This window comes from Caldanaerobacter subterraneus subsp. tengcongensis MB4, from assembly GCF_000007085.1.
Taxonomy (GTDB): Bacteria; Bacillota; Thermoanaerobacteria; order Thermoanaerobacterales; family Thermoanaerobacteraceae; genus Thermoanaerobacter; species Thermoanaerobacter subterraneus.
The window spans coordinates 865,121-890,662 of the sequence record NC_003869.1; the positions used below are offsets into that span (position 1 = coordinate 865,121).

Consider the following 25,542-nt stretch of genomic DNA (forward strand, 5'->3'; position numbering starts at 1 on the left):
CACCCTTACGGGTCTCCCCACTTGCCCTGAATTAGTAATTCCTTCAGGACAGAGAAGTCTCTTTTTACCTTCTCAGGAGAGAGTGGAGTCACCACCGCTACCTTGAGAACTCGCCAGAAATCATAGGCACTAAAACTTGTTCCATCCAGAGGTTTTAGTACCCTTCCTGGCTCACTCTCAAGGCTTTGTAAAATTTCTATTGCTTTATTTATTTCTTTTAAGTGTTTTTTCTTCAACTGCTTGTTTCTGACTGTTTTCTCTACATGCTCTTTTAATTCTTCTAATTCATCTATAGTTAGTGCGTTAAGAAACTTTATATAATTGTCTGGTATCTTTTCTTCTCTGCCTAATCCTCTTCTTGCTATTACATAAGCTGCTGCTATGTCTTTTGTTATCATATACTGCGGTGCATATTTTAACATGCCTATTATTGAGGTGTAAGAAGGATTGACTTCTATTACTTCTATCCCTTCCTTTTTTGCTAAAATTTTTATCTTTTTTAAAAGGGATTTGTAGCTAAAGTTATGTCTTATTCTCCTTGACTTTTTGCCTGAAAAGTCTCCTTTTTCTCCTTTGTTTTTTATGTCTAATTTTTCAATTACTATTGCTTTTCTTTTTTCTTTTGCTATCTTTACTATCTCATGAGCATACTGCCATCTGAAATACTCTCTCTTATCTGAATTGCCGCTTGCAAGTTCCGGCATTGGTATACTGCCATAGCTTATTAGATTTCCTTTTTCATCTACCTCTGCCCATGATATGTTGTCCGGATATGCGTTCACATCTATTCCTATGATTCCTTTTTCTTTTGTTATTTTTATTTCTGGATATTGTTCTTCAATGGCAATGTAGGCGTATATGCTGCCATTTTTGAGTTTTAGTTCTACAGAGTATGGTATGTTTGATTCGGCGATTTCCTGCAGGAGTTCTCCTCTTTTTTTATTCTTTTTGTAGCCTGCTTCTATTTTGGCGTATACATATTTTCTTTCCCCTACATTTATCCTTAAGAAAGTGCCGTTTTTTCTTACTTCTATTCTTGTGTTGAGATTTCCTTTTTTGCTTTTATCCCCTCTTGAATAGAGATTTCCTTTTCTTTTCTCCTGCCACTTAACTTTTAATTTTTCATATGCTTTACCATTCAAATGATGTTTTTGAAGTTTTCTAAACAGTTTTTTTCCGCCAAAAATGACTTTTCTTGGACTTTTACCTAGTTCTTTCGCAGATTCCAGTGTACTCCTTGCTTTCATTATTGCATCATCTACATATCTTGAGTTTAAATTGAATACCTGGGGTAACTTTCTTTTTAAATCTGCTCTTTTTTCTCCTTCTAAAAGTCTGTTATATGCAAATCTCATGCAGGATGACCATCTTCTCATTAAGTCTAATACTATTTGTTTGTCTTCTTGATTTGGAAAAATGAGTTTAGCCTGTATTACTATCATGTTTTTTGCCACCCCTTTGTCCGTAAATTCTTGCTGCAAACGATGTTACTATTGCTATTAAGTCCTTTGCCAGCTCTTTATTTCATTTATTCCACTTGCTATCTCATGTATGACTTCATACTGCCATCCTTGGGAATTAGCGTATTCCTCAAGCCTTCTAATCTGATTCTTGAGATATTCTTCCTGTTTCTTTGTGGACACTCTTGCATACAAAACTACTTTAGGTTTTGGTTTTTCTTCCAGCATGCCTAATAACTTCTCTATATCTTCTTTTTTATACCTTCTGATGCCTTTTGGAGTTCTCACAGGTGTTATTAATCCTTCCTTTTCCTAATTGAGTACATTTCCTTTACTTTTTGCATGCTTAGTAACATTTATTATCACCTAATTAAAATCATATCACTTTGCATTACTATCTTCAACTGTTACCTACCTCCTCCCATTTTATATTGTTCATAAAGGCCTCTATATAGCTTTTTTTATCAGTGCCGTAATCTATAAAATAGGCGTGTTCGTAGGTGTCAAGGACCAGAAGAGGAATCGTCCTTAATACTATGCCGTGGTTGTGGAAGTCCTGAAGGTAATTGTGAAGTTTTAAATCTATAGGGTCAAAGCAAAGGACAGTCCAGCCACGGGAAGCCATTCCACAGGCTATGAAGTCCTGTCTCCAGTTTTCAAAGGAGCCGAAATCAAGTGCAATCATTGGGGCTATTATGCCATCAGGTATGCCACCTGCTCCTCCTAAGTTTTCAAAATATAACTCGTGAAGTTTTACTCCATCTAAATTGTAAGTCTCTTCTAGTTTGAGTTCTCTATATTCACTATAGCTGGCATTTGCTTTTGAACGATCGACTGTTTTTAATTTTTCACGTATTTCGTTTGTCTTTTCTACATATCCATTGTACAACTTGTAGTGTTCTTCAAGAGTCCTTTGAGATATTCCTCTTAAAACTAAATTATATTTTTTTGCTACAAGCTTATCCATATTATTCCTCCTCTTGCATATCTAATTTTAGCATATGAAAAGATATATAATTAGTGCATAAAAAGAATTTATATAGTGATCTATTCAAAATGCTATTTTAATCTATCGAGTAACTTTTGGTACAATCGAACAAAAGGAACCGTCCCTAACGTCGGACTAACGTCTGGATAGTAATTCATTAAAATTTTCATTAATTTTTAATTGAAAATTTGTTATACTACTGGTATAATTTAATTGAGCAAAGAATAAAATAGGAAGGAGGGATGTACATTGATAAAAGTGGGTGATGCAGTTATGAGCAAAAGAAAGTTTTTTAATCTTAAAGATTTGGCTTCGTATATGATTTCCGTGAGTGATTTAGGGAGAGGAAAAGCATCAAAAATTATAGAGAAGGTTGCTAAAAAAAAGGAACATTATATAGTTGTTAAAAATAACAAACCTCAAGCAGTAATTATACCTATCGAAGAATATGATGAACTTATAGAAGCACAGGAAGACCTTGAACTTTTACAGCTTGCAATCGAAAGGACAAAAAATTTAAAAGAAGGAGAAACTTTGCCTTTTGAGGAGATTCTTAAAGAAGATGGATTGACAAAAGAAGAATTAAAAAAGTACATCGATATTGTGGAGATTGAATAATATGCCTCTCCCTCAAAGTGAAGGTGGTTATGGAAAACCTTTGGGTAATAAACAAGGAAACAATTTGACAGGCTTTTTTAAGATCAAGTACAAGAATATAGGAATAAGAGTAGTGTATACACTCGTTAGAGATAAAAAACTCATGAATATAGTAGCGGTTTCTCCAAGAGATGATGATTATTGTTACTCAGTAGCAGAGAAGAGAAGAAGAAAATACGGGAATGATTTATTTACCAAAGGATTCGAAAAGTTAGAAAGTGAATAAAAAACATATGCCAATGGGGCATTTTAACACAAGATTTAGTGTTTTTTATTAAGGACAGTGAAAGGATTCATTTTGAATATGGTAGAATGGTGGTAAAGGGTAGTTCAGGAGGGATAATGAATGGATTTAAAAGAGATTTCAAAGCAGACAGAGGAAGTCATAGAGGAGTTACTTGATATAGCGAATTTAAAGCCGGGGAGTCTTTTTGTCTTGGGTGGAAGTACAAGTGAAATATTGGGTAAGAAAGTGGGAACTGCAGGAAGTCTTGATGTGGCAAAAGCAGTGGTGGACCCAATTTTAGAGGCAATACATAAAAGGGGTTTATACCTTGCAGTACAGGGCTGTGAGCACATAAACAGAGCTCTTTTGGTTGAGGAAGAGGCAAAAGATAAGTACGGGCTTGAAGAGGTAAATGTCATTCCTCATGAACATGCAGGAGGGTCAATACAGACTTATGCTTATCAGCAGTTTAAAAATCCTGTTATGGTAGAAAATTTGAAAGGATTAGGACATGCAGGGCTTGACATAGGGCTTGTCCTGATTGGAATGCATTTGAGGCCTGTGGTTGTACCTGTGAGATTGAGTCGGAATAAGATAGGAGAAGCCACAATTGTTGCTGCAAGGACAAGGCCTAAGATGGTAGGAGGAGAAAGGGCAAGATATAAAAAATTATAAAAGGCACGGGAGGCCGTGCCTTTAATTTATTTATTTACCTGTAAATATCTCACTAAAACTGCAGCAGCTTCGGCTCTTGTGAGAGGACGCTGTGGATAGAAGTATCCGTCTGAACCTCTCATAATATTAAGGCCAGAGATTATTGCCACATATCCTATCATGTTTTTAGGAATTTCGTTTTTGTCTTTAAAGCTTATACTAAATATATTAGGTATTTCTGCAATATATCCGACCTGAAGAGCGTTTACCAGCATTTTTGCAGCTTCTAATCTCGTTACAGGAGAATCAGGGTTTTTCTCCTCTGGCGCTATGATTTTTTTGCTTATAGCAATAGTGTAGTAGGTTTCATAGTCTTTTGAAGATTTTGGCATAGGGTTATAGTAGGGCGGCTGTACTGTTTTTACCAGCATTTTTATAAAATCTTTTTGTGTTATCTCTTTGTCGGGATAGTACTTATCTCCCTCCACTTCAATTATGCCGTACTCTGCTAGAAGTTTTATGTCTTTTTCTGCCCAGTTGCCTTCTATGTCCGTGAAAGTGACCTTTGATTCTTTAACTATTGGCCTTCCCATTCCATCAAGGAGTGTACCTGTTTTAGCATCGATGTAGCCATAGAAATCGAGCTGGTAGACCAATTTCACTTTCGGTGGAGCGTCAGGAGATTTGTAGTCGTAATCTAAAATGTAATTTAATTTCATTTCATAGTTGTCAAGGAGTATTTTGTAAGCTTCATCGAGAGTTATTACATTTTCTGCAGGAGTGAAATTCACATTTGTCCAGTTTAAGTAGTAAGAGGTTATTTCCCCTGTATAAGGATTTAGTGTGATTGTTATGTTATCAAATGGTGCTAAAATTCCATTTACAGTGCGCAAGTATGTGAAAGTATAAAGGTTTGGAGAATAATCTGGATTGGAGGTTTCATTGAAATACTTGGTGTTTTTAAATTTTTCAGGGATTATCCTTTCTAAATATTTTTCTGCAATTTCTCCTAATTCTTTTGATGTATATTTGGGCTGTTTGTCTTTGTCTTCTATGTCTGAAACAGTTTTTGAAAAGTATGTCAGCTTTCCTGTGACTGCATCTACAGACGCATTGACATAAAAGTACTTATTATCTTTTTGTAGGTTCCAGTAGAAGCTCCATGTGGGATTTTTTGCAGGGGCGTAGTAAGTATCAGTGTATAAACTAGCGCTCTCTAGCTTATATCCTTCCAGTGAGAAAGGAAGAGAATTTTTAGCTATTTCCAGAGCTTTGTCTTTTGATATGTATTTTTCAGAAGCCTCTATTTCTTTCTTTTCTTCCGGAGTTAATTGCATCTCTTTTTCACCAGCAGGTCCTGCAGTTCTACCGCCTGGCATAGGATAGTAGTAGAGGGGCTTTTTCACTTCTCCTGTGAATGCATCAATAGGAGCATTTTGGTAAACACCATACACTAAAAGAGTTTTATAGGATTCTTTTTCTAATTGAGGAAGTATTAAAGCATATTGAAGAGTTAATCCAATTTTTTCTTTAAAAATTTTTATGGCTTCCTCTTTTGTAATTATGTTTTCAGGTTTTGGGAATGAATAGTCCTCCCAGTTTTGAAAGTAAGAGGTTACTTTTAAGGTGTTTTTGTCAACATATACGTACAAGCCGTTGTTTGGGAAAGATATTCCGTTTACTATTCTTTCAAATGAAAAGCTGTAATTAGCGTCGTAATAAGCGCCCAATGGATATGAGGGAACTATTTCTTTTGTCTGTTTAAATTTTTCAGGAGTTATCTTTTGCAAAAATTCTATGGCAACTTTTCTAGCCTCTTCTCTAGTGTACTTTGGTATCACTGGCTTGTAAGGCTCCGATGTTGGAGTCCAAGTGGAATAACTAACAATTTCTCCTGTATTTGCGTTTACAGATACGCTTATGGTCCCTTTTGTGGTAGAATTCCAGGTTAAGTTCCATACTTTGTAATTTACATATTCACTGTAGCTGGAGGTAAAGTCATACCCGCTTCCACTTATACCTAGCTTAGTTTTTGCAATTTCAATTGCTTCTTTTAAGCTTATTTTTGTGTCTGCTTGAGCCTGTGCTATAGTTGAGGGCATAACTGCAGCGAAGAGGAATACAAAGGCAATTAAAATAGGGATAAACTTTCTCATGAAGATAGACCTCCCTTTAGTTTTTTCACTATATTAGACGTAAAAAAGATAAAAAAGTTCCCATGAGAGGAAAATTATTTTGTTTTTAAAATGTTCCATATGTTAAGGTCTTCTTGCCCCAATCTCCACACGGCTATACCGGATAGTTTGTAGCTGTCTACTAGAGATAATTTTGCAGAAAAACTTTTTGAATCTTCAAACCAAACTGAGTGTACTTTGCCGTCTAATACGTAAGTGTAAGTGGATTCTTGAGCGGTTTGGTCGTATATTATAGTTACTCCTAAATTTTTTGCTAAGTCCACAGCTTGTTGGTATGTTAGAGTTCTTGGGTAATTTACGCCCTGTGTCCAATCATACCCATAAACAGCCATTCCCAGCCATATTTTTTGAGGAGGTATCACTGTTACGGCGTAATTTAAAACACTTGTGACAAAGCCTATTGAAGAGATCGGACCAGGCTGTGAAAAGTGTTCGTCGTAGGCTAGGATGTATATTTCATCGGCGTATTGGGCGATAAAGGAGTATTGAAAAGCTCCAGAAAATGGATGTCTTGGGTTGTCAGTTAGCTCTGCTGGCACAGAAATTGTGACAGTTCTACCTGTGGGTTTTAAGGTGGCATACAGGTCATGTATAAAAATGTTTAAGTTTTCCCTGTCTTCAGGAGGGACGAATTCAAAGTCTATATTTACTCCGGGATAGTTATTTACTTCAAGCATATTGCGTATGTTTGAGATTAGAGTTCTTCTCAAGTGGGGAGTAGATATTAGGTCGTGGATTAGCTGAGATTTTTTTGGGTCTGAGTAATTGTGAATTATGGGATAAATAGGTAAATTGTTATCAGAGGCAATTTTTTTGACCTCACTGGAGGACATGTCTGCCAATGTGCCATCTTCTTTTACCCCATACCAGAAGGGAATTAATGTTGTTATATCTCTTGCGTGCTGTTGTAAATCAGCAATGGATCCAGGTGCTATATCAAAATACCACTTGTTGTCCATTTTAACCCCTCCGAAAATTTTAAAATTGATTTATATTTTCATAATATGTATAATGGAACTATAGGGCGATAAGGAGTGAAAAAATATGAGAAGAAGGACAGGGATTTTGACAAGTGGGATTTCCCTCATCTTTGTTGGAATAATACTCATTTTAGAAAAATTTTATATTGCCATTCCTTATTTTGTATATGAGATTATATGGCCTTGTTTTTTTATTTTTCTGGGGCTAGAGCTTTTGTTTAGCAAAAAATTGTACGGGGAAGAAAACAGCGGAATAAACGTTGGAGCTATTTTGCTGGCAATTTTAATGTTATTTTTTACTAGCGAAATTTTTTATTTACCGCCTTTTGATTTAAGAATATGGTAGCAGATTGGAGGAAATGTGAATGAGTAAAAGGCTTTACAGGTCGAGGGAGCAGAGGATTTTTGGAGGAGTTTGTGGAGGCATTGCTGAATATTTTAATGTAGATGTGACTTTAGTAAGGCTTATATGCCTTGTCACAGTGATTTTTGGCGGAGGAGGGCTTCTCTTTTACTTGATAGCGTGGATTATAATTCCTGAAAATCCCTATCAGACAGGGAAGGCAGTGGATAAAACGAAAAATGAGATGGGCGAAGTAGGAAGTGAAAAAGAGATTAAAGATAATAGAGCGAATGAAGTGTTGGGATGGGGATTGATAATTTTAGGCCTTTTGATTTTGCTGCCGAAATTATTTCCATTTGTGAGCTTTAGAATGCTGTGGCCAATAGTCTTAATTGGACTTGGTATATGGATATTATTAAAGAGGGATTAGAATTTTAATCCCTCTCAGACTGTTGACAAAATATCGGGAACCCGTTATTATGAGAAGGGTTCCTTGTTTTTTTAACGGTACAAAGCAAAAGAGGAGAGGAGAAGAAAGATGTTATCAAAGAAAGAGGATGCAAGACATCAAATAGAATTTGTAAGCATAGATCAATTAGTACCACAAGACCACCTTTTAAGAAAGATAGAAAAAGTCATAGACTTTAGCTTCATATACGATTTAGTAAAAGACAAATATTCCGAGGGTCACGGCAGACCAAGCATAGACCCAGTAGTACTCATAAAAATACTTTTCATTCAATATCTTTTTGGCATACCATCGATGAGGAGGACAATAGCAGAAATAAAAACAAATGTAGCGTATAGATGGTTTTTAGGGTATGGGCTGACAGAAGAAATACCTCATTTTTCAACATTTAGTCAGAACTACATAAGAAGATTCAAAGGGACAGACATATTTGAGAAAATATTTACGAAGATTTTAGAAGAAGCAATAAAACATGGGCTAGTAAATGCAGAGGAAGTATTCATAGATTCAACCCATGTAAAAGCAAGTGCCAACAAGAAGAAATACACCAAAGAAATAGTAGAACAAGAAGCCAGGACTTATCAAGAAAAACTAGAAGAAGAAATAAACAAAGATAGAGAAGCTCATGGCAAAAAGCCATTAAAGAAAATCAAGAAGATAAAGACGAAAGAAGTGAAAGTAAGCAAAACAGACCCAGATAGCGGAATGTTAAACAAAAACGGAAAAGAAAAAATCTTTGCATATTCTTTTCATACAGCCTGCGATAAAAATGGATTTGTATTAGGAGTAAAAGTAACAGCAGCAAATGTACACGACAGTGTGATGTTTCAAGAAGTATTAGAAGAAGTTGAAAAGAGGGTAAGAAAACCGAAAGCAATAGCAGTAGATGCAGGCTATAAAAATCCGTACATATTAAAGACAATATTTGATAGACAAATAATACCAGCAGTACCATACACAAGGCCAAAAACAAAAGATGGTTTCATGAAAAAACATGAATTTGTTTATGATGAATACTATGACTGTTACATATGCCCGCAGAATGAAATATTAACATATGTTACAACCAACAGAGAAGGATATAGAGAATACAAATCAAACCCAGAAAAATGTAAAAACTGTCCTCTAAGAGAAAAGTGTACCCAAAGTAAAGACTACACAAAGAGGATATTCAGGCACATATGGGAAGGATATGTAGAAGAAGCAGAACACCTAAGGCATACACCTTACTGTAAAGAAGTATATGAGAGAAGGAAAGAGACAATAGAGAGAGTATTTGCAGATTTAAAGGAGAAGCATGGTTTGCGATGGACGACGTTAAGAGGGAAGGAAAAATTGTCCATGCAAGCGATGCTTGTTTTTGCTGCCATGAATTTAAAGAAAATGGCCTTATGGTTATGGAGGAAGGGCAAAGGGCCCTTTGACATTTCAAAACTTTATCCATTATTTGGAGTTTTAAAGAAAATTTTATCCAGATATATACAGCCCCTGCTTTCGGTACTAAGAAAACAGGGGCTAAAATTTTGCTTTGTCAACAAACTGAGAGGGATTAGAATTTTAATCCCTCTTTTCTAAAAGTTCTGAAACAGTGACAAATTTATATCCCTCTTCTTTTAACTTTTTTATAATTTGAGGCAGTGCAGCCAAAGTGCTAGGTTTTCCTTCGTGCATGAGTATTATTGAACCGTCTCTTGTGTGAGACAAGACTCTATTTACTACGCTTTCAACAGAAGGATTTCGCCAGTCGTCCGGGTCCACATTCCACAAAACTACTTTTAGTCCTAAAGCGTTTGAAATCTCTATTAAAGTAGAGTTGTAAGCCCCAAAAGGGGGCCTAAAAAGAGTGGGCTTTATCCCGGTTGCTTCTACTATTATCTGCTGCGTTTTGTAAAGTTCTTCTACCATTTTTTCGGGTTTTAATTTTTTCATATTAAAATGGCTGTAGGAGTGAAGCCCAATTTCATTTCCATTTTCTACGATGTACTTTAAAAGCTCTGGGTGTTTTTCAGCGTGCTTTCCTATCACAAAAAATGTAGCTTTTACATCCATGCTCTTTAATATATCAACGTATTTTTCTGTGTAAATTGGAAAAGGGCCGTCATCAAAAGTCAAAGCTACTTCTTTTCCAGAGGAAGGATTTGAACCTAATACCTTTTTGCTAAAAGCTACAGGGGAACCGAAGAGTTTGTCTCTTTCAGGCCTGTTTACAAAGTTGAGAATAAATTGGCTTATGTTAGGGTCATTGTCTAGATCTTTATTATGTTTTTCTAAGACCTTTTCAGGAGTAGAAGGTTCTGGTGTTGAAGAGACGTAATTTTGCTCCGTTTCGCTTAAAGGACGTTCTTCGCTTGTAATTGTTTTGCTATTGTTAGATTTACTGTCAAGGGTATTTAAATTCACATTTTCTTTTTGGTTTGCAGAATAAAAATTCGTTTGAAGATATTTATCTTCAGTGATGTATTTGTAGGCGAAAGCAACGGAACCTACCAGTATTGAAACTAAAAGTATGATTGCAAAGGATTTAAAGCGCATTTGACCATCTCCTTATGTAGCTTTATTATAGCATTGGAAGGCTTTAAATTTATTAAGAATTTATTAACTTTGTGTTACAGTTTTGTAACTTTTCAATATATTAGACGCTGGAGATGGAGTTAAGTTCCGACTTTACCACCTGTCAATATTACAAAGAGCATTATTGAGCTAATAAAAGGTATTTCTGCAATGTGTTATTATAAACACTTTGAGAGGGGGAGATCATGAAATACAGCACTTTTAGAAAAAGTGAAAGGATAATTTTATACGCTCTTGCATTTGCAGTATGTTTTTTACTAGTTTTGATTTTTTACAGAACTTTTATTGAGATAAACGAAAAGGGATTTGAAGTGTTTGAAACTTTTGCAGAATGGATGGTCTATGTCTTTTCAATGGTTATTTTGTGCGGTTTTTTGCTATCCTTAGCTAATTCCTTTCATGAGGTGCTAGAAGATAGAGTTGTGCTGAGATTTGGCGTGTTTGGATTTGTACATATCAAGTATTCTCAGATTGAAGAAATAGGTAAGTTTGAAGAAAAAAATATACCTTTTTTAGGGATGAGATTTTCTGACGGTGTTTACTACGGGTACTTTGGGAGGAAAGACCTTATCAAGGTAAAACTCAAAAGTGAAGCCGAGTTTTACTATATGTTCCTAAAAAAGAGGAAAGTAAATGAAATTATATTCTGTGTGAGTAAAAGAGATGAGTTTTTAGAAGAGATAAAAAAGAGGCAGGAGAAGTGCTAGAAGCACTTTCCTGCCTCAAATTACTTTCCATCCGCTCACAACCAGGTATTTTATCCCGAGAAAGCTTTTTAATTCAATTGTCAAGTTTTCCAGTTCCCTTTCGTATATTATGCCGTCCACGTACACATTTATTCTGTCTACTCCTATTACATAGTACTTCTCGGGATTTGAGGGGGTTCCGATGAATACTTCAGGGGTGAGATTAGGCTCTATGCAGCAGTTTCGTATGTCGTGGTATTTGATGTATATATTGCCGCCTTTTTTTAGTATATATTCTTTTGCAGCGTCACTAATTTTCAAATAACACACCCCGTTTCTGCATTAATTAAATACGCTTGCTTCAATCTGCTCTTTTGTGAGTTTATCAGTAACCAGCCATTTGTACCACTTGATGAAGGAGTCTACTATTATTGTGATGGCTAATATCATTACTGCTGCAGAGAGAATTACTAGTACCCAATTTCCTTTTGGTAGGTAGTTATTTACAATATTTAAATAACTTGCATATAGAGTAGTAATTGACACAAACAGGAATGGCACAAATGTCACCCATGCGTGCTGGGCTTTGCCTTTTTTAATTATAACAGTTGTACCCAGTGCCAGTGCTATTCCTGCAAGCAGCTGGTTAGAAGCTCCAAATATAGGCCAGATTGTAGATACACTTCCTCCGTAAACAAGGTAGCCCCAGGAGAAGGAGATTAAAAAGCTTGTGATTATTATTCCTGGCCACCAGTTTCTATCTGCAAAAGGCTTGTAAATTAAGCCACCTGCTTCCTGCAAGAGGTATCTCCCTACTCTTGTTCCGGCGTCTATTGTAGTCAGTATGAATAGAGCTTCAAACAATATTATAAAGTGATAGATGTAGGAGCTCAAATGGGCTATCCATGGTATTTTTTCAAATATATAAGTCATTCCAACTGCCAGTGTCACTCCGCCGCCAGGTCTTCCTGCGACATTTTCTCCCACCATCTGAGAGAGGTGTTGAAGCTCGACTGGATGCATTCCTAACTTTTCAAACACTTGCGGGGGAACGTTTATAGCGAAGTAGTCGGCTGGTATTAAGCTTGTTGCAGCAATCAAGGCCATCATTGCGACAAAGCCCTCTGCCAGCATTGCTCCGTATGCGACAGGTAGAATGTCTTTTTCATTTTTGATCATCTTAGGTGTTGTTCCAGAAGATATTAGCGAGTGGAAACCTGAAATCGCACCGCAGGCGATTGTTATAAACACATAAGGCCATACCTTTCCGGGGATTATAGGACCTCCTCCAGCTACATACTGTGTAATTGCAGGCATCCTTATTTCAGGGTTTACAATTATAACTCCTATAGCAAGAAGTGCCATAACGCCTAATTTTAGATAAGTGCTGAGGTAATCTCTTGGCACAAGTAACAGCCATACAGGTAAAACTGCAGCGGCAAAACCGTAGGTTGCTAAAATCACTGTCATTTGCTTGGCATTGAAAGTGAGGAAATGCCCTAACGCTGTCTTTTCAACATAAGGTCCTGCTATAACAGACAATACAAGCAGTATAACGCCTATTATTGTAGCTCCTACTATGTCGTCCTTTCTTATATACTTCATGTGAATTCCCATGTACATTGCTATTAAAATTGTAGCTGCTACTGTAAAAGTACCCCACGGGCTGTTGTATAAAGCGTTTACTACAACTAGTGCAAGTCCTGCCATTGCAAGAACAAGTATAAATAGAACTGCTATAGCTGTAGCTATACCTGATACTTTGCCTACTTCTTTTCTTGCAATGTCTATTATGGAGGAACCATCATATCGGACTGATGCAAACAGTATTACCATGTCATGGACTGCTCCTGCCAGGACGGCTCCGATTAAAATCCATAATGCTCCTGGAAGGTATCCAAACTGGGCAGCGAGCACTGGACCTACAAGAGGACCTGCTCCTGCTATTGCTGCAAAGTGGTGACCAAATAAAACCCATTTGTTTGTTGGCACGTAATCGTAGCCATTTTCAAGCCTGTATGCAGGAGTTGTCCTGTTTTCATCAAATGCTAAAATTTTTGCTCCGATCCATGCTCCATAAAAGCGGTATGCCAGGGCGTAGACGCTTAGTGTGATGATTACTAGTGTTAAGCCATTCATTCACCATCCCTCCCAAGTTGAGTTTAAAATCTTGCATATTAAAATTTATCATACTAATTAAACGCTTTCAGCAATTTTAAGATGAGATGGTAAATTTCTAAGATGAAAGGAAATATGAAAAGATAAAAAGAAATGACAGGGATTAAGTCTCCCTGTCAAGGCCAAGTAAGGCTTTTAATTCTTTTATTTGAGATTTGCTCACGGGTATTTGTGTCTTTTTATTATCTTCCATCACAAGCCAGTATGTTCCTTTAAACCAGGGCAGTATTTCTGCGATTTTGTTTAGATTTACTATATAGCTTTTTTGTACTCTAAAAAATCCTCTATCTTTTAGTTTCTCTTCAAGGCTTTTTATTGTGCCTTTGTAGATGAAGGTTTCATTTTTGGTGTTTATTAGCACATTTCCTTCATGGGCTTCTGCGAACACTATTTCTTCTAAGTCTAAAAGCTTTATTCTCTCGTTCTTTTCCACAGCAAGTTTTCTAATTGGAATTTCAGTTTCTTTGTATAAAGACCTTATTTTTTCTAAGGTTTTATACAGGCGATGATGGCTTATGGGCTTTAGCAGATAATCCACCACACCTATTTCAAAGGCATCTATGGCGTGAATATCATAGGCGGTTACAAAGACTACAAAGGGAGGTTTTCCTATTTCGGAAACCGCTGAAATGTGCCTTGCCAGTTCACAGCCGTGTATTTTAGGGATGTTTATGTCTAAGAATATGACGTCTGGTTTTAGTTTTTCAATCAGATGTAATCCAGTTATTCCATTGTCTGCTTCTCCAACTACCTCTATATCTTCATATTCCTGCAATAGATATTTTAGTTCTTCTCTGGCAGGTTGTTCGTCCTCAATAATTAACGCTCTCAGCTTCTTCATAAATATCATTCCTCTGCAGGTAAATTTTAGGAATTTTGAAGGATACTTTTGTGCCTTCACCTAATTTACTTTCAATTGACAAGGCACATTCCTTGCAAAAAGCCACAGTGAGCCTTTCGTTGACATTGTAAAGACCTATTCCTGCTCCTTTTCCTACTCCCTTCTTAAAGAGATTTTGCAGTTCTTCTTCAGTCATTCCTACCCCATCATCTTCCACATAGAAGCTTATATAATCTCCTTCATCTTTTATTTTTATTTTTACCGTCCCTCTTTCGCCTTTTGGTAAAATTCCATGCTTTACAGCATTTTCTACAATAGGCTGCAGTATAAATGAGGGCATGTAACAGGAAAGCACACTTATATCTACATCTTGCTCTACATTCAGTTTGTCGCCAAAACGAGCTTTTTCAATATACAGATACGCGTTTATATTGTTTAATTCTTCTTCAATGGTTATATATTTTCCTACATTTCTCAGATTGTGCCTGAAATATTCACTCAAATTTATTAAAAGTTCTCTTGCCCTTTCTGGATTTGTGCGTATGAAGGAAATAACAGTATTTAAAGAGTTAAACAGAAAATGAGGGTTTATTTGGGACTGAAGGGCATTTAATTTTGCCTCGGTTGCCAATTTTTTCTGGTACTCTGCATCTGCAATTTCTAGCTGATATGATATCAAATGTCCCAGCCCCTTCGCCAGTTCTATCTCTGTATTGGTTATTACATTGCCGCGCGATTTTTTTCCTCCTTTGTAAAGTTTTAGAGTACCTACTAGTTTGTCATATTTAAAAAGTGGTACAATTACAGCAGAGTGAAGTTCACAGTTTTCATAAGGACAGCCTATTTCTTCTTTAGACTTTGCAATCCTTATTTCTCCTTTTTGTATTGCTTCTTTTGTGGCATTTGTTAGTATGGACATCCCTGGTTTGTGGTGGTCAGAAGCTATTCCGACATGGGCCAGTATTCTCTTTTTGTCAGTGATTGCTACTGCGGAGACATTTGTGCACTCTAAGATTATTTCTGCTGTCTTTTGAGCGGATTCTTCATTTAAGCCTTTTCTCAAATAAGGAAGAGTTTTGGAGGCGATATCTAAAGCTATTTTTGCCTGCATTGCAGCAATCTGTTCTTTTTCGTCGAATATGGATTTTATCATTATCATAAAAATGCCTATTCCTGTAGCATTTACTACCATCATAGGGATTCCTATGATTTTTACAAGTTCAACGGCCTGATGAAAAGGTTTAGCTGTCGCCAAAATTATCAGCATCTGCACTCCTTCGCCTATAAATCCTGCCATAAATGCGTATTCCCAGGGTATATATTCACCTTTGTAGTATTTTCGTATGAGGCCACCTGCAAAACCTTCAATAATGGTGGATATTCCACAGGAGATGGCTGTGAAGCCTCCTAGGAAGAAGCGATGTACACCTGCTATAAGGCCTGCGCCCAGGCCTACAAGAGGTCCGCCTATAAGCCCTGCCACCATAGGGCCCACTACTCTTGAATTTGCTATTGCGTCATTTATGGGGACTCCTAGGTAAGTTCCTGCTATTCCAATCAGGCCAAATATAAGCATGGTGATGAGCAGGTCTTTTTTGGTGAGAGCAGTATTGTATACCATTTTTTTGAAAAATTCGGCTTTTGAGAGGAGAAAGGCTAAAAGTGCAATTATGCTAAATCTTTCCGCCAGAATGATTAAAAGGTCATACATAGGTATTCACTCCAAAATAAAGGAATTTTTGTATTTTTGTCGTAGTAATAATTTGTACCTTGTCACATCTATTGTACAAAAATTTTTACTCTACTGCAATGGATTATTTTAAGGAACAATTTTTAAATAATTTCGTCTAAAAAGTAGAAGGGGAGGTCTAGAAGGTGGGACAGGAGGAACTTTTGGAAAGAGCAAGAAATGGAGATGATGAAGCATTTAGCTTGCTCATAGAAAACTATGAGAAGTATGTGTATAATGTCATATTGAGAATTGTGGAAGAAAAAGAAGAAGCAAAAGATATTGCCCAGGAAACTTTTATTAAAGCTTACATGAGCATAAAAACTTTTAGAAAAGACAGCAGTTTCAGGACCTGGATTTACAGGATTGCTGTAAATACTGCTATGGATTACCTTAGAAAAAAGGTCAGGTCGGAAGTCAACCTTGTGACAGCCGCTGAAGATGAATTAGAAATAAAAAGTTTTCAAACGCCTGAAGAGGTAATTGAGCAAAAGCTCACTGTAGAAATGGTGAGAAGAGAGATAAGTAAACTCCCTGTAGATTACAAAATAGCTCTTATTTTAAGGGATATAGAAGGGATGAATTATGAAGAAATTGCTAGTATATTAAAAGTCAATCTCGGGACAGTGAAGTCCAGGATATGGAGAGCGAGAAATCTTTTAAGAGAGAGGATAAAATCGCTTCCAGAGTTTTCAGGTTTTCAAGAGAGGAGGCGAGAGTGATGGATTGCAAAAGAGCCCTTGAACTTATGCAGGCATATTTTGATAATGAATTAGGGGAGAAGGAAAAAGAAAAATTGGAAGAACATTTGAGAACTTGTGAAAGCTGCAGAAGAGAATTTTTGATGCAGAAAAGAATAATAGAAAATTTGAAGCTACTCCCTTTAGAAGACGTTCCAGAAAGCTTTAATGAGTCTTTGCGCGAAAAAATAGCTAAATTGAAAAAGAAAAGAGAAAACAGAAGAAAAAGTTTTCTAGCTGGAATTTTAGCTGCTTCTTTACTTCTCATGACAATGTTTTTGGTTCATGCTTTTGATATTAACTTAGGAAAATACAAAGGACCATCTTCAGATATTCTCCAGATGGCTGGAGCTGGAAGTGCCGAGGGGAAAGGACTTGAAAGAAAGCTTCCTGCAAATGTTTCAAGGAAAATTACAAAAATTGCTTATATTGACATGGAAGTAAGTAATTTAACTGAGGAATCCGAAAAAATCGTTAAGATAGTAAAAGGCGAAGGAGGGCATGTAGAAAGTTACAGCAAGAAAGAGAGGGAAGTAAAACTTACTCTTAAAGTTAAAGAGGAAAGTTTTGAAAGAGTGATTTCTGAGTTAAAAGAGACAGGGAAGTTTACGAAATTGCAGATTGCCACTAAAGAGGTAGAGCAGCCCGTCAATTGGGCCACAATAGACCTTTTGATAAAAGAAAGAAATGACTTTAAACCGATTGTTGTTATAATTTTAGGCCTTTTAGGCGTAATTTTTGGTGCTTATAAAGGGTATATTTATTTTAAGAGAAGATGACAATTTACATCTTCTTTTTTTTGCGGTATATTAAAATACATAAAGGAGAAAAAATTAAACGGGAGTGGTTTAATGGCAAAGTTTCTGTTAATTGATGGTAGCAGTCTGATGTACAGGGCTTATTATGCCTTACCGATGCTTACTACCAGTGAGGGATTACATACAAATGCATTGTACGGCTTTACTATGATGTTAATAAAATTGCTGGAGGAAGAAAAACCTGACTATGTGGCAATCGCTTTTGACAAAAAAGCTCCGACTTTCAGGCATAAAGAGTTTAAGGAGTACAAAGCCACCAGACAGGCTATGCCAGAAGAACTTTCTGAACAGGTAGAGCTTTTAAAAGAAGTAATTGATGGCTTTAACATAAAGACTTTAGAATTGGAAGGATATGAAGCAGATGACATAATAGGAACAGTTTCAAAGATGGCAGAGGAAAAAGGGATGGAAGTGGTAATTGTCACGGGAGACAGAGACGCTCTCCAACTTATTTCCCCCAGGGTAAAGGTGAAAATATCTAAAAAGGGCATAACGCAGATGGAAGAGTTTGATGAAAAAGCGGTATTAGAAAGGTATGAAATAACTCCGCAGCAGTTTGTGGATTTAAAGGGATTGATGGGGGACAAGTCGGACAATATTCCTGGAATACCTAATATAGGGGAAAAGACTGCTATCAAGCTTTTGAAGGAATTTGGCTCGGTGGAAAATCTTCTTGAAAATATATCAAAATTGTCAGGAAAGATTAAAGAGACAATAGAAGCAAATAGAGAACTGGCTGTCATGAGCAAAAGATTAGCCACTATAAATAGGAATATTCCTCTTGAGATTGACTTTGAAGAGTATAGATTAAAAGAGTTTAATTACAAAAAATTATGGGACCTTTTTAACAAGCTTGAATTTTATAGCCTTCTAGACAGCATCAAAAAGGAAGGAGAAGAGGTCATTCCAACTGTTTCAATAAGAAAGTGGAAAAAAGTTGACATTAGAGAAGTGCCAAGGCTTTTAGAAAGTGCAAAAAATGTTGCCTTTTATCCTTTGATCTATGAGGGGGATGTAAAAAAGATAGCATTTTCTTTTGATGGTACTACCCTTTATTCAGATGTTGAAAGGTTAGAAGACTTAAGAAAAATATTTGAAAGAGAAGATGCTGAATTTGTTTCCCATGAGATAAAAGACTTCCTAGTGAAACTTTCTTACAAAGGCATAGAATGTAAGAGTAAATATCTGGATACTGCTATAATGGCTTATCTTCTCAACCCTTCTGAGTCCAATTACGATTTGGAGAGGGTATTGAAAAGATACCTTAAAGTGGATATATTGTCCCATGAGGAAGTATTTGGGAAAGGAAAAGACAGGAGAAGGTATGAAGAAGTAAGCGAAGAAGTAATGGCAGAGTACATATGTGGAAGGTGCAGCCACTTATTTGAGTTAAAAGATAAGCTTATGGCTTTTATTGAAGAGATGGACATGAAGAAGCTTTTGCTGGAAATAGAGATGCCTCTTGTGGAAGTTTTAAAATCAATGGAAGTGGATGGATTTACACTGGACAGAAATGTTTTAAAGGAGCTTTCCGAAAAGATAGATGAGAGGATTTCTGAAATATTGGATAAAATTTACAAAGAAGCAGGATACCAGTTCAATGTAAATTCCCCAAAGCAGTTGGGAGAATTTCTCTTTGAAAAGCTCAACCTACCCGTAATTAAAAAGACAAAGACAGGTTACTCGACTGATTCCGAAGTCTTAGAGCAGCTTACAGCTTATAATGACATTGTAAGTGAGATAATAGAGTACAGACAGCTTACCAAGCTCAAGTCTACTTACATAGAGGGTTTTTTGCCCTTGATGGACGAAAATGACAGAGTGCATTCTAATTTCAAACAGATGGTGGCGGCGACTGGCAGGATAAGCAGCACAGAGCCTAATCTTCAGAATATACCTGTGAGGGAGGAGTTTGGAAGACAGATAAGGAGGGCTTTTATACCGAGGACAAAAGACGGCTATATCGTCTCTGCAGACTATTCACAGATTGAATTGAGGGTTTTGGCACATCTTTCTGAAGATGAAAAGTTGATAGAAGCTTTTATGAACAATGAAGACATACACTTGAGGACGGCTTCCGAAGTCTTTAAAGTGCCTCCTCAAAATGTCACTCCAGAGATGAGAAGAGCAGCTAAAGTAGTAAATTTTGGGATAATATATGGAATAAGCGATTATGGCTTGGCGAAAGACTTGAAGATTTCGAGGAAAGAAGCTAAGGAATATATTGACAATTATTTTGAAAAGTATAAGGGAGTAAAAGAGTATATAGAAAAGGTGATTCGATTTGCCAAGGAAAATGGATATGTGACTACTATAATGAACAGGAGGAGGTACATTCCTGAAATAAATTCGAGGAATTTCACACAGCGCTCACAAGCGGAAAGGCTGGCTATGAATACGCCAATCCAAGGCAGTGCTGCCGACATAATAAAAATGGCTATGGTAAAAGTTTATCAAGAATTTAAGAGGTTGAATTTAAAGTCCAGGCTCATATTGCAGGTCCATGACGAGCTTGTTGTTGATACTTATAAGGACGAGCTGGAGTTAGTGAAAGAAATACTCAAAGAAAACATGGAGAATGTGATAAAGCTGAAAGTTCCGCTGGTTGTTGAAATTGGGGTGGGTCCTAACTGGTTTTTGGCTAAGTGAGGTGGAAATATGAGAGTAGTTGGGCTCACGGGAGGCATCGGTTCAGGGAAAAGCACGGTGTCTGGAATTTTGGCAAAACTCGGGGCTAAGATAATAGATGCAGATTTGGTCTCCCGTGAGATAATGGAAAAGGGAAAAGAAGCATATAATGAGATTGTAGATTGCTTTGGCAAAGAGATTTTAGATAAAGAGGGAAATATAGACAGAAAAAAATTAGGGTCAATTGTGTTTAGCGACAAAGAAAAGCTCAAAAGATTGAATGAAATCACTCATCCCAAAATAATAGATAAAATAAAGAAAATGATAGAGGAAGAAAAGGATAAAGATAAAGTGATTGTCATAGATGCAGCCCTTTTAATTGAGACAGGGCTTTACAAACTGGTAGATGAAGTTTGGCTTGTGGTTGTAGATATAGACACGCAAATAAAAAGGGTTATGGAAAGAGATGGTTTTTCCTGTGAAGAAGCTTTAAAGAGGATAAAAAGCCAGATGCCTTTAGAGGAGAAAATAAAGTACGCGGATTTTATAATAAATAACAGCAAAGATTTGAGGAAAACTGAAGAGCAAGTACGACTTTTATGGCAAAGATTTGATCGGAGGAGTTACTTTGATTAAGAGATGGGTACTTTTTCTACTAATAATCTTGGCTATTCTTTTGACGTTTGAAATGAATACTCACTATTTTTTGAAGAAATTTTATCCTTTAAAGTACGAAGAATATGTAAATTCCTATTCCAAAGAATTTGGACTGGACCCTTATCTCGTTTTTGCGATAATAAAAGTAGAGAGCAACTTCAATCCCTATGCGATATCGAACAGGAATGCCATAGGTTTAATGCAGATAATGCCTGATACTGGAAGATGGATTGCCGCAAAACTGGGAATGAAAGATTTTAAGGAAGAAATCCTTTTTAATCCAGAGGTCAACATAAAAATGGGGGTGTGGTACCTTCATTATCTTCTCAAAAATTTTGATGGCAATCTAAAGTTAGCACTTGCGGCTTACAATGGTGGATGCGGAAATGTAGACCTTTGGCTTAAAGACAAGAGGTTTTCACAGGATGGAAGACAGCTTCACAGTATTCCATTTCCTGAGACGGATAGATACGTGAAGAAGGTGTTGGCAGTTTACCAAATGTATAAGTTTATATATACAAAAAAGTGAAGAAAGCTGGTATAATAGTAATCGTTGAAAGAAAAAAATATTGGGATAGGGAGGACAAAACAGTTGAAAAAGCTAAAATATTTAAAGGACTTAAAAGAAGTAAAAATTGACAAAGATAGGGAATTTTTTTCGGCTACTCACGAAGAGATAAAGAATGCGTGGACTACTGATGTGTATTTTTTGAGAACACAGGATATTTTAACTTATCTAGGAGTGCAGGATAAAGTAGTCACAGCAGAGATATTTCCTAGAAAAAAAGGAGTTTTTGCTGGCTTGCCCGAAGTTATGAGCCTTCTCAAAGACAAGAACGTAGAGGTGTGGTCTTTAGAAGAAGGAGAGACATTTGAGGCGAAAGAGACAGTCATGAGGATAAGAGGACCCTATAGCGAATTTGGGGTGTATGAAACTGCTATTTTGGGCATTCTAGCCAGCTCTTCTGGATGGGCTACTGCTGCAAGAGAGCTCAAAGAAGTGGCTAAGGACAAACCTGTACTCTGCTTTGGAGCAAGACATGTTCATCCCGCTGTAGCACCTGTTATGGAAAGAGCTGCCTTGGTGGGAGGAGCGGATGATGCAAGTTGTATACTCGGTGCGAAATTGATGGGCAAAGAGCCAAGAGGAACTGTACCTCATGCGGCTTTTTTGATAGTAGGAGATACTTTAGAAGTGGCAAGAGCCTATAGAGATATAACTCCCCCTGATGAAAAGATTACTATTTTAGTAGACACTTTTAAGGATGAAGTGGAAGAAGCTTTAAGGGTTGCTGAATTTCTCGGAGACAGGTTGTACGGTGTAAGGCTTGATACTCCCTCTGAAAGGGGAGGAGTTACACCTGATCTAGTCTATGAATTAAGGCAAAGGCTTAATCAAAAGGGCTTTTCTCATGTAAAGATCATAGTCTCAGGTGGGCTTACGCCTGAGAGAGTCGCACTCCTTGCAGAGAGCGGGGCAGATGCTTTTGGGGTAGGGAGTTATATTTCTGATGCACAGCCTATTGATATGACTATGGACATAAAAGAAGTTGAAGGAGTTCCTGTGGCAAAAAGAGGGAGGATTCCGGGAATAATAGAAAACAAGAAGTTAAAAAAGATTAAGTGATTTCCGGAGATGAGTGTTAATGAAAAGATTTCTGGCTTTTGTTTTTATTTTTGCATTTTTACTGACCGGCTGTAAAATTAATTCTCCAGATATTACTGCAATTCCTGAAAAGAAGGAAAGTAAGAAAGAAGCCTCTCAGGAAGAAATTCAGGAAGGCGGAACTTTGAGGGTTAATATAACTTCTTTTGACACTTTAAATCCTTTTTTGAATGACAATGAAATGGTAAGACAGCTTCTCAATTTAACCCTCGAACCGCTTGTTACACTTGATAAAAGTTTAAAGCCTATTCCTCTTCTTGCCTATAAATGGGAAGTAAATGGATTAAATATAAAATTTTATCTGAGGAAAAATATAAAGTGGCAGGACGGGGAGAGTTTTACAGCAAGAGATGTGAAATTTACAATGGATTCTTTCCTTGACAAAGGGTCCAAAAGCCCTTATAAAGATTTAATAAAGGCGCACATCTCTTCCTACAGAGAAATAGGCGATTATGAGTTTGAAGTAAGTTTAAACGGACCTGTGGCGAATCCTTTGGCTTTATTTATTTTTCCAATTGTGGCTGAGCACCAGTACAAAGACAAAGGAGATATTGTAAACCCTCTACTAGTTCCTATTGGGACGGGTCCATATAAGATTGTCTCTTACGGTCAAGGCAATTCTGTTGTTTTAAAGAGAAATCCGCATTACTGGGGGGAGAAACCTCATTTAGAAGAGATAAATTTTAAAATAGTGTCTGATGAAAATGCCATGATAACTTCTTTTCTGAGCAAAGAAGCAGATTTTACTTTTATTAAGGATGTGGACTGGGATAAGTACAGGGAGAATTCTAGTATAAACATATACAAGTACACGCTGCAAAGGTACGTATTTTTGGCACCAAATCTAAAAAAACAGGTATTTTCAGATGTGGCTGTGAGAAAGGCTATAGCCTATGGAATAGATGTGGACAGGATTTTAAGAGAGGTTTATTTTAAGCACGGATTAAAATCTAATGTTCCGATAAGACCTGATTCCTGGCTTTATAGCCCTAAGATCGCTTCTGTCTACAGCATAAAAGAAGCTGATAAGGTGCTACAGGATGCTGGGTGGTTAAAGGCAAACGGGATAGGCACAAAAGGCGGATATCAGCTTAAGTTTAATTTGCTAGTAAATTCTGACAATCCATACCTTTTAAAAGTGGCGCAGATTATAAAGACCAATCTAAAAGAAATTGGAATTGATATAAATGTAGTCCCTGCTTCATGGGATGACTTGCTTAAATCTGTTTTTTCAGGGAATTTTGATTTGGCTTTAATGGAGTGGAACTTAAACTATAATCAGGATATTTCTTCCATGTTTATGACGAGAGGGAAAGACAATTTTATGGGATATAGCAATCCATCACTTGATGACCTCTTTAACAAAGTATTTTCAGAAACAGATGAAAAAAGTTTAAGAAATAACTATTATAAGGTAGGGGAATTTTTGGCTGAAGAACAGCCAGTGATAGGGCTTTTTTACTTAGAAGGCGCCGTTATGGCCTATGGTAATGTAAAAGGGATTGACCCCACTTCTTTTAATGTTTTTAACAATATTTCTAGTTGGTATTTAAAAAAACAGTATTGACAGGTGAGATAAAAGATTATATAATTTATGACGTACAAGGAAGTTTCGCGGCGGTGGCGGAACTGGCAGACGCGTACGTTTGAGGGGCGTATGGGCTAATCCCGTGTGGGTTCAAGTCCCACCCGCCGCACCAGAGAGAAAAGGGGAAAACCCCTTTATTTTTTTGTGTCACAAAGATTAAATTTTTATAAACTATATTAAGAAAAGATTAAATTTTTGGTTAGTTGTATAATTAAATGCAACAGATAAAAGAATAGAAACCATAGTGAAAATCGTGTATGATATAGGTGTCAACTAAACATCATACAAGGAGGATTTTCACTATGGTTCATAATAATGATACCACAAAAAAGCGTTCTTTTAAACACTTAAGTAGCTACGAACGAGGAGAGATCTATGCATTACTCAAAGAAGGAAGAAGTATTCGGTATATTGCTAAAAAACTTAATCGATCTCCAAGCACTATAAGCCGTGAAATTAAACGTGGAACTACTACACAACTTAGAAGTGATTTATCTTCTTATACAAGCTATTTTCCTGAAACCGGTCAAGCTATCTACGAAAAAAATCGCTCAAATTGCGGAGCTAAATTTAAAGTAGCTAAAGCAGAAGATTTCTTGAAATATGCTGAAAATAAAATATTAAATGAAAAATGGTCACCAGATGCAGTTGTAGGTTATTGTAAAAAGGACCCAAGCTGGAATAATAAAACTATTGTTTGTACTAAAACACTGTACAACTATATAGATAGAGGATTATTAAAAGTTAAAAACATTGATTTACCTTTAAAACTACGCTTAAAACCAAGGAAGAAACAAAACCGTAAAAATAAACGTATTATGGGTAAAAGTATTGATTTTAGGCCTAAAGAAGTTGAAAGCCGTGAAGTTTTTGGGCATTGGGAAATAGATACGTTAATTGGCAAGAAATCTAATGACAAGGTCCTTTTAACATTAATAGAGCGTAAGACTCGCCATGAAATAATATTCTTATTAGATGCAAAAGACAATAAATCTGTTAAAGATGCATTATCAAAATTAAAAGATATGTTTGGTGACAATTTAAGCAAGGTCTTTAAAACCATAACATCTGATAATGGTACAGAGTTTAGTGATTTAGAAAGTGCTCTTTTAGAATATGGCGTAGAAGTATATTATACACATCCATATTCATCTTGGGAAAGAGCTACAAATGAACGACATAACGGTCTTATACGACGTTTCATCCCTAAAGGTAAAAGTATTAAAGATTTATCTATAGATACGATAAAGAGAGTAGAAAACTGGCTTAATAACCTTCCACGAAAATTGTTAAATTACAAAACGCCTAAGGAATACTTTTATGAAGAGCTGGCAAAAATCTGTTAAGCCCATCCCTTATAAAGTTTAGAGCTCGTTCGTGATTTGTCAAGGGGCAGGCTTCGACTGACTTTAACCCTTGACAAATCACGACCTTCGCTCAATTTGTTAACTAAGATGGGCTTAAGGTT

23 protein-coding genes, 1 tRNA gene and 2 pseudogenes are annotated in these 25,542 nt (G+C 36.5%); 16 read left to right on the forward strand and 10 right to left on the reverse strand.

The annotated features are described in order from the left end of the window. Nucleotides 1-5: 5 nt before the first annotated feature. The 3 genes and pseudogenes from TTE_RS04090 to TTE_RS04100 form a co-directional block, all read right to left on the reverse strand. Complete coding sequence (locus TTE_RS04090; RefSeq protein ID WP_011025244.1) at nt 6-1,442, reverse strand: IS200/IS605 family accessory protein TnpB-related protein; 1,437 nt, start codon at nt 1,440-1,442, stop codon at nt 6-8. Further along, nucleotides 1,423-1,816 (reverse strand): annotated as a pseudogene (locus TTE_RS04095) (recombinase family protein). Before TTE_RS04095 ends, TTE_RS04090 begins: the two are co-directional and overlap by 20 nt. 44 nt (nt 1,817-1,860) lie before the next feature. Next, complete coding sequence (locus tag TTE_RS04100) at nt 1,861-2,427, reverse strand: superoxide dismutase (protein ID WP_011025245.1); 567 nt, start codon at nt 2,425-2,427, stop codon at nt 1,861-1,863. Nucleotides 2,428-2,697: 270 nt separating this feature from the next. On the opposite strand from TTE_RS04100, the gene TTE_RS04105 reads away from it, so the two are divergent. From TTE_RS04105 to TTE_RS04115, 3 genes and pseudogenes are all read left to right on the forward strand, one after another. Next, nucleotides 2,698-3,066, forward strand: a complete 369-nt coding sequence (locus TTE_RS04105) for a type II toxin-antitoxin system Phd/YefM family antitoxin (protein ID WP_011025246.1) — start codon at nt 2,698-2,700, stop codon at nt 3,064-3,066. Nucleotide 3,067: 1 nt separating this feature from the next. Next, nucleotides 3,068-3,331, forward strand: a pseudogene (locus TTE_RS04110) (type II toxin-antitoxin system RelE/ParE family toxin); the annotation flags it as partial. A 120-nt stretch (nt 3,332-3,451) separates the two neighbouring features. After that, nucleotides 3,452-4,006, forward strand: coding sequence for a TIGR01440 family protein (locus TTE_RS04115; RefSeq protein ID WP_011025248.1), 555 nt, complete (start codon nt 3,452-3,454; stop codon nt 4,004-4,006). Nucleotides 4,007-4,032: 26 nt separating this feature from the next. On the opposite strand, the gene TTE_RS04120 is transcribed toward TTE_RS04115, so the two are convergent. Then, nucleotides 4,033-6,141 (reverse strand): YcdB/YcdC domain-containing protein, encoded by a 2,109-nt coding sequence (locus tag TTE_RS04120; protein ID WP_011025249.1) that lies wholly within the window; start codon nt 6,139-6,141, stop codon nt 4,033-4,035. 74 nt (nt 6,142-6,215) lie between these two features. After that, on the reverse strand, nt 6,216-7,139 hold the full coding sequence (locus TTE_RS04125; protein WP_009609829.1) for a glycosyl hydrolase family 18 protein: 924 nt from the start codon (nt 7,137-7,139) through the stop codon (nt 6,216-6,218). An 85-nt stretch (nt 7,140-7,224) separates the two neighbouring features. Here TTE_RS04125 and TTE_RS04130 point away from each other — a divergent pair, with 85 nt between their 5' ends. The 3 genes from TTE_RS04130 to TTE_RS04140 all read left to right on the forward strand — a co-directional run bounded on the left by TTE_RS04130 (nt 7,225) and on the right by TTE_RS04140 (nt 9,547). Then, complete coding sequence (locus tag TTE_RS04130) at nt 7,225-7,506, forward strand: LiaF transmembrane domain-containing protein (protein ID WP_011025250.1); 282 nt, start codon at nt 7,225-7,227, stop codon at nt 7,504-7,506. A gap of 19 nt (nt 7,507-7,525) precedes the next feature. Continuing rightward, nucleotides 7,526-7,933: a PspC domain-containing protein gene (locus TTE_RS04135; protein ID WP_011025251.1), complete on the forward strand. Its 408-nt coding sequence runs from the start codon at nt 7,526-7,528 to the stop codon at nt 7,931-7,933. 108 nt (nt 7,934-8,041) lie between these two features. Next, nucleotides 8,042-9,547: an IS1182-like element ISTte1 family transposase gene (locus TTE_RS04140; protein ID WP_011025252.1), complete on the forward strand. Its 1,506-nt coding sequence runs from the start codon at nt 8,042-8,044 to the stop codon at nt 9,545-9,547. Here TTE_RS04140 and pdaB read toward each other — a convergent pair. Beyond that, on the reverse strand, nt 9,530-10,504 hold the full coding sequence (gene pdaB, locus TTE_RS04145) for a polysaccharide deacetylase family sporulation protein PdaB (protein WP_009609827.1): 975 nt from the start codon (nt 10,502-10,504) through the stop codon (nt 9,530-9,532). The two genes, TTE_RS04140 and pdaB, sit on opposite strands and share 18 nt — an antisense overlap. Nucleotides 10,505-10,728: 224 nt before the next feature. On the opposite strand from pdaB, the gene TTE_RS04150 reads away from it, so the two are divergent. Beyond that, nucleotides 10,729-11,250 (forward strand): hypothetical protein, encoded by a 522-nt coding sequence (locus tag TTE_RS04150; protein ID WP_011025253.1) that lies wholly within the window; start codon nt 10,729-10,731, stop codon nt 11,248-11,250. 15 nt (nt 11,251-11,265) lie between these two features. Here the strand turns inward: TTE_RS04150 and TTE_RS04155 are convergent, their stop codons facing one another. The 4 genes from TTE_RS04155 to TTE_RS04170 form a co-directional block, all read right to left on the reverse strand. Beyond that, on the reverse strand, nt 11,266-11,559 hold the full coding sequence (locus tag TTE_RS04155; protein ID WP_011025254.1) for a CC/Se motif family (seleno)protein: 294 nt from the start codon (nt 11,557-11,559) through the stop codon (nt 11,266-11,268). A gap of 12 nt (nt 11,560-11,571) precedes the next feature. Further along, on the reverse strand, nt 11,572-13,368 hold the full coding sequence (locus TTE_RS04160) for a carbon starvation CstA family protein (protein ID WP_009609854.1): 1,797 nt from the start codon (nt 13,366-13,368) through the stop codon (nt 11,572-11,574). 142 nt (nt 13,369-13,510) lie between these two features. Then, nucleotides 13,511-14,248, reverse strand: coding sequence for a LytR/AlgR family response regulator transcription factor (locus TTE_RS04165; RefSeq protein ID WP_011025255.1), 738 nt, complete (start codon nt 14,246-14,248; stop codon nt 13,511-13,513). Next, nucleotides 14,220-15,959, reverse strand: coding sequence for a sensor histidine kinase (locus tag TTE_RS04170; RefSeq protein ID WP_011025256.1), 1,740 nt, complete (start codon nt 15,957-15,959; stop codon nt 14,220-14,222). The genes TTE_RS04165 and TTE_RS04170 overlap by 29 nt, the downstream gene beginning before the upstream one ends. A 164-nt stretch (nt 15,960-16,123) precedes the next feature. Between TTE_RS04170 and TTE_RS04175 the strand changes: the two genes are divergently transcribed. From TTE_RS04175 to TTE_RS04215, 9 genes are all read left to right on the forward strand, one after another. Continuing rightward, entirely contained in the window at nt 16,124-16,699 is a 576-nt protein-coding gene (locus TTE_RS04175) for an RNA polymerase sigma factor (protein ID WP_011025257.1), read from the forward strand. After that, on the forward strand, nt 16,699-17,496 hold the full coding sequence (locus TTE_RS04180; protein WP_011025258.1) for a zf-HC2 domain-containing protein: 798 nt from the start codon (nt 16,699-16,701) through the stop codon (nt 17,494-17,496). Before TTE_RS04175 ends, TTE_RS04180 begins: the two co-directional genes overlap by 1 nt. Before the next feature lie 72 nt (nt 17,497-17,568). Next, the gene (polA, locus tag TTE_RS04185) at nt 17,569-20,184 is read left to right on the forward strand and encodes a DNA polymerase I (protein WP_011025259.1); all 2,616 of its coding nucleotides are present in this window, start codon (nt 17,569-17,571) and stop codon (nt 20,182-20,184) included. Nucleotides 20,185-20,193: 9 nt separating this feature from the next. Next, nucleotides 20,194-20,799, forward strand: a complete 606-nt coding sequence (gene coaE / locus TTE_RS04190) for a dephospho-CoA kinase (RefSeq protein WP_009609833.1) — start codon at nt 20,194-20,196, stop codon at nt 20,797-20,799. 52 nt (nt 20,800-20,851) lie between these two features. Then, a complete protein-coding gene (locus TTE_RS04195; RefSeq protein WP_100525963.1) occupies nt 20,852-21,349 on the forward strand; it encodes a lytic transglycosylase domain-containing protein in 498 nt (165 codons plus the stop codon). Nucleotides 21,350-21,412: 63 nt separating this feature from the next. Next, entirely contained in the window at nt 21,413-22,447 is a 1,035-nt protein-coding gene (locus tag TTE_RS04200) for a nicotinate phosphoribosyltransferase (RefSeq protein WP_011025261.1), read from the forward strand. 19 nt (nt 22,448-22,466) lie between these two features. Continuing rightward, entirely contained in the window at nt 22,467-24,053 is a 1,587-nt protein-coding gene (locus TTE_RS04205) for a peptide ABC transporter substrate-binding protein (RefSeq protein ID WP_011025262.1), read from the forward strand. Nucleotides 24,054-24,100: 47 nt separating this feature from the next. Then, nucleotides 24,101-24,186, forward strand: a tRNA-Leu gene (locus TTE_RS04210). Nucleotides 24,187-24,376: 190 nt separating this feature from the next. After that, nucleotides 24,377-25,420, forward strand: coding sequence for an IS30 family transposase (locus TTE_RS04215; RefSeq protein ID WP_011025138.1), 1,044 nt, complete (start codon nt 24,377-24,379; stop codon nt 25,418-25,420). Nucleotides 25,421-25,542 lie beyond the last annotated feature (122 nt).